Genomic DNA, 4,784 nt, shown 5'->3' with positions numbered 1-4,784 from the left:
ATTCCCCTCGAACATCGCCGTGTCAACGGCAAGAGAGCCTTCTCCCGCATAGCGGTAGACACCCCCCATAAATGCGTAGACACACGCGGAATAACATTCCACACTTTTGACCTGTGTTGTGATCAGATCGAGAGACCGGATTATCCTGCCAAACTCCATCGCCTTTTCGACATCGCCGCCCGCACTGTCAAAAACGATGCCTCTTGCACCGCTGGCGGCGACCTCAAGCGCAAGTTGGTCGGCACTATCAGACGGCTCGAACGTGCCCGAGACAAGCAAATAAGGCGCATCGCCTTCGATTGGTCTGACCTCATATGTCATCTCGGCCGGGGCGCTACCCGACCAGCAAAGACAGGCGACAACCGCCCACAGCATTAAACGCAGAAACACCCGATCCAACCCCCAATTGTCAGGCCGGCGCCATATGCAACGCCCCTATGCGATTCCTTCACCTGATATGTAGCATTGCTAACAAGCCTACACGTTAAACGATTACGTAAAACGCTATGTATATCAAACTTATCAGCGAAAACGCTGACCATCTGCCCCAAGCAACCCACCCATATCACTCCTGGGGGTCGCGTCAGCGCTTGATCACCAGACAGAACAAACGGCCGGGCAGGGGTTTTATGCCTGTTCCGGCCCGCGTGATGCCTCCGGTTTCCAGCCGCGTGTATAACCATGGCCCATGGCCGCAACCGCAATGTTCAACTGATGCTGCAGATGTTCGATCTCCTCGATCATCGCTTCAATGGCCGCCTTGGGATCACCGTCGTGGCAGGACAGGATATAGTCGGCAACGTCGATATTTTTTTCAGGGCGCACGGTCCCGTTCTCCTGCTTAAGAGCCAAATTTCACCTGATATGTTGATCGTATGATCGATGCCCCAGCATCCAGTTTGTTCTATTTATGTTCTCATTTACCGAGGAGTCAAGACAATCCTGCAACGTTGATCAATTCAGCGCACCAAGCCCGCATTTCAGGTGGTTTGGCCAGCTGAGCGATACCGCGAAGGCGGCACCGGCTGCCATATCGGGCATGGTTCATGGTGCATTGCACTGTCGGTTTGGCGTTGCTGTCTCAACAACGCATCGTTGCTCTGACGCCGACTACCAAACAGTGGACCCCGGCTCATAATCCTCGACTATCCGCCTGCAAAAAACTAGAAGATCGGCGGTGATCGACGAGAGGAACGAGACATGAGTAAAGCAGCCGGGAATGGCTGGTGGCTACATTGCGTGGTCATTGGCATTGTCATCATCGCGGAACTAATCGGCATACAGCGCCTGTCAATTGGTATTGGCACTGTTGTGTTTCTGCCAATTCTTTATGCCTTTGCGATGGGCATCATTCTTAACCCCCATATTCTGAAAAAAACCGCAGCCCTGATACCGCCAAGCGCGGTCAAGCTGTCGGGCACCATGATCACCATTGCGATCATGCCCTTCATCGCCAAATTCGGCACCACGGTTGGCCCGCAGATCGATGCGATCATTGCGGCTGGTCCAGCGCTGATCGTTCAGGAACTCGGTAACCTTGGCACCATTGCCATTGCTTTCCCGGTTGCAGTGTATCTGCTGCGCATGGGCCGCGAATCTGTCGGTGCGACCTATTCGATCGACCGCGAGCCGAACATTGCGCTGATTGCAGAGCGTTACGGCCTCAACAGCCCGGAAGGTGCAGGCGCCATGGGCGTTTATGCCACCGGCACGCTGATCGGCACCTTCGTTTTTGCCATCATGCCACCTCTGATCCATTCGCTCGGCTGGTTTGATTTCCGTGCGCTTGCCATGTCCTGCGGCGTCGGCTCCGGCAGCATGCTGGCCGCCTGCACCGGTGGTCTGGTCACTGTCTTGCCAGACGACAAGGACGTCATTTTGGCTCTTGCTGCCGCCAGCAACATCCTGACCTATGCCACCGGCCTCTATGTTGGCCTGTTCGTGGCGCTGCCGCTGACCGACTGGCTGTACCGCAAGGCACGCCCCAACGACCCGGCGAACTACAAGACCAAGGAGATTGCAGCATGAGCACCGCGCACACGACATCCATGGAAAACGCCATGCCACAGCACGGTGAAGATGAGCGCAAGGTCAATGTGGCACGGTATGCCGGCCTTCTGCTGGTTGCCTGCGCCGTTGGTCTGATCTCCAACTGGGTCGGCACTGGCACAAGCCCGCTGACCGCGCTGCCCGGCATGGTCATTCTGTACCTGTTGTCGGTTGCCGGCATTGTCATGGCCCGGTTTATTCCACTCAGCCTTCCCGGCGTGGCCTGGACCTCGCTTCTGGCCATTCTGGTCACCATGCCGGCCATTCCCGGCTCTGCCTGGGTGCTGGCACAGGTTGAGGCGCTGAACTTCCTGGCACTTGCCACCCCGGCACTGGCCTATGGTGGCCTGGCGCTGACCAAGGGTGAGTTCGACATTGCCCGCCGGTCTGGCTGGAAAATCGTTGTCGTCGCCATCTGCGTGATGTTCGGCACCTATATCGGCTCTGTCATCATTGCAGATATTTCGTTACGCCTCACCGGCATGTAAACTCTGCCTTTGAATCACATCTGGCCGCCCCGCAACGGGCGGCCTTTTTGAATGAAACACGTGTACTGGAGCCGATCATGCAGGGCGAACACATCGAGGAAGCCATCAAGTGGCGCCACCACCTCCACCAGAACCCCGAACTCGGCTTTGAGGAACACAACACCGCGGCCTTTATCGCCAAACATCTGTCTGACTGGGGTTTCAAGGTCACCACAGGTTACGGCAAGACGGGCGTCGTCGGCACGCTGTCCAAGGGTACGTCATCCAAATCCATCGGCATTCGCGCCGATATCGATGCCTTGCCCATTCTTGAACAGAGCGGCGTTGCTTACGCCTCCCAGGTGGCGGGCAAGATGCATGCCTGCGGGCATGATGGCCACGTCGCCATGGCGCTTGCCGCAGCACGCATTGCCAGCAAGACGGATTTTGATGGCACAGTGCATTTCGTGTTCCAGCCAGCCGAAGAAAATGAAGGCGGCGGCCGCGCCATGGTGGAGCAGGGGCTGTTTAAAGATTTTCCCATGGACCGCATTTTCGGCCTGCACAACTGGCCGGCACTGGAGCTGGGCAAATGCGTGGCGCGGGATGACCGCATGATGGCAGCCTTCGGTACCTTTGAAATCAAGGTGAGAGGCCGTGGTGCGCACGGTGCCATGCCGCATGAAGGCGCAGACCCGATTGTTGCGGCCTCGCAGATCGTCTCATCGCTGCAGTCCATTGCCGCGCGCAATGTGTCGCCACTGGAATCCGCCGTTGTTTCGGCCACCCAGATCCATGGCGGTGATGCCTGGAATGTTATCCCCGAAGAGGTGGTCATTCGCGGCACCACCCGCTGGTTTGAGGAAACGGTTGGCGACAAGATTGAAAACCGCATTCGCACGCTGGCCAATTCGGTTGCAGCAGGGTTTGAGTGCGAAGCAACGCTGAATTACGAATATCGTTACCCCGCCACCATCAACGACCCAGCCAGTGCGCAGATCGTCCGTGCCACGGCCAAATCGGCGCTGGGGCTTGATGTGGTCGAGGTTCCACCGAGCATGGCTGCGGAAGATTTTGCCTTCATGCTGCGCGAAAAGCCCGGTTGTTATTTCTGGCTGGGTGCCAAGCGCGAGGGACGTAACCCCGGCCTGCATTCTGCCTATTTCGATTTCAACGATGCGCTGTTGCCAACTGGCGTTGCCATGTGGGGTGCGCTGATTGAAGGGCAATTGGCAAAGGCCTGAGCCAGCGGCGCCCGCGTGCCTTTGTGTGCGGGGCGCCCAGAACCGGGTTCGATGGCCAGAACCCACGTTGACTGGCCCCACGTTGACTGGCCTAAGGTTTTGACGAAAATACACCTATGGAAACGCTCGACGCAAAAGCCTTGCGCATGTTCATTGCTGTCGTCCGCTGTGGATCGATCAGAAGTGCCGCCGATCATCTCGGCGTGGCTGCCTCTATTGTCAGCCGACAGATAGCCGATACCGAAAAGAACATCGGCCTGCCGCTGTTTGACCGCACCAGCCGTGGTGTGGGCCTGACTGATGCTGGCGGGCTGGTTTATGAACATGCCCAGCGTGTGCTGGAAGACAGCGGCGTGCTGGCCGAACAGCTGGATCAGCTGCGCGGCATTCAGCAGGCGCGGGTGCGCATTTCCTGCGGTGAGGGGTTTCTGGGCGACCTTATTGAACACGCACTGTCGAAATTCGTGAAAGTCTATCCCGGCATCAGCTATTACCTGAAACTTGGCAGCACCGATCAGGTGCAGGACGAGGTTGCCAATGGCGATGTCGATATCGGCATTGCCTATAATCCTGTCATTGATACCCGCATCCGGTCACTGGCCATTTCCCGCCAGCCGCTGTGCCTCGTTGCGCCGCCAGACCATCCACTGCTGAAAGAGCAATCCGTGTCGCTGGCCCAGTGCCTGAAACAGTCTCCCTATTCGCTGCTGATCAAGGGCCATGGCGTGACACAGCTGGTCAACCGTGTGGCAGTCGATCACGGCATTGCCATTGCCCCACTGATTGATACGCCGTCGATTGATGTGCTGCGTCGCTTCGTGATGGCCGGACTTGGCGTGACCTTCCTGCCGCGTTTTGCCGTCTCCACCGAACTGAACCGTGGTGCGCTTGGCATTGTGGAACTCAATGACCCGCTGCTGGTGCAGGCCAGTTGCCACCTCATGGTCAAGGCACGTCGCCGTCTTCCCAATTCGGTCGAGCGTTTCAGCAGTTTTCTCGCCGCTGAAATGGCTGCCTTCCAGCA

At 57.6% G+C, this 4,784-nt stretch carries 5 protein-coding genes and 1 pseudogene; 4 read left to right on the top strand and 2 right to left on the bottom strand.

Going from position 1 to position 4,784, the window contains the following annotated elements:
* A pseudogene (locus tag RT613_RS16685) lies at positions 1–390 on the bottom strand (hypothetical protein); the annotation flags it as partial.
* A 237-nt stretch (positions 391–627) separates the two neighbouring features.
* A complete protein-coding gene (locus RT613_RS16680) occupies positions 628–825 on the bottom strand; it encodes a hypothetical protein (RefSeq protein ID WP_250985413.1) in 198 nt (65 codons plus the stop codon).
* 375 nt (positions 826–1,200) lie between these two features.
* Between RT613_RS16680 and RT613_RS16675 the strand changes: the two genes are divergently transcribed.
* The 4 genes from RT613_RS16675 to RT613_RS16660 all read left to right on the top strand — a co-directional run.
* Entirely contained in the window at positions 1,201–2,028 is an 828-nt protein-coding gene (locus tag RT613_RS16675) for a DUF3100 domain-containing protein (RefSeq protein ID WP_313617117.1), read from the top strand.
* On the top strand, positions 2,025–2,537 hold the full coding sequence (locus tag RT613_RS16670) for a hypothetical protein (protein WP_313617115.1): 513 nt from the start codon (positions 2,025–2,027) through the stop codon (positions 2,535–2,537). Before RT613_RS16675 ends, RT613_RS16670 begins: the two co-directional genes overlap by 4 nt.
* A 77-nt stretch (positions 2,538–2,614) precedes the next feature.
* Entirely contained in the window at positions 2,615–3,760 is a 1,146-nt protein-coding gene (locus tag RT613_RS16665; RefSeq protein WP_313617157.1) for a M20 aminoacylase family protein, read from the top strand.
* A 116-nt stretch (positions 3,761–3,876) separates the two neighbouring features.
* Positions 3,877–4,784: LysR family transcriptional regulator (locus RT613_RS16660; protein ID WP_313617113.1), on the top strand; the 908-nt coding region annotated here is incomplete at its 3' end.

This window comes from Agrobacterium sp. (assembly GCF_032092815.1).
GTDB lineage: Bacteria > Pseudomonadota > Alphaproteobacteria > Rhizobiales > Rhizobiaceae > Agrobacterium.
Note: the sequence above shows the minus strand (reverse complement) of the source record. Positions and strands in the feature narration are given on the sequence as shown.

Bases quoted from the DNA above. Each gene is read 5' to 3' on its own strand.
- RT613_RS16670 (WP_313617115.1), top strand. From the start codon at position 2,025: ATGAGCACCGCGCACACGACATCCATGGAAAACGCCATGCCACAGCAC.
- RT613_RS16665 (WP_313617157.1), top strand. From the start codon at position 2,615: ATGCAGGGCGAACACATCGAGGAAGCCATCAAGTGGCGCCACCACCTC.
- RT613_RS16675 (WP_313617117.1), top strand. From the start codon at position 1,201: ATGAGTAAAGCAGCCGGGAATGGCTGGTGGCTACATTGCGTGGTCATT.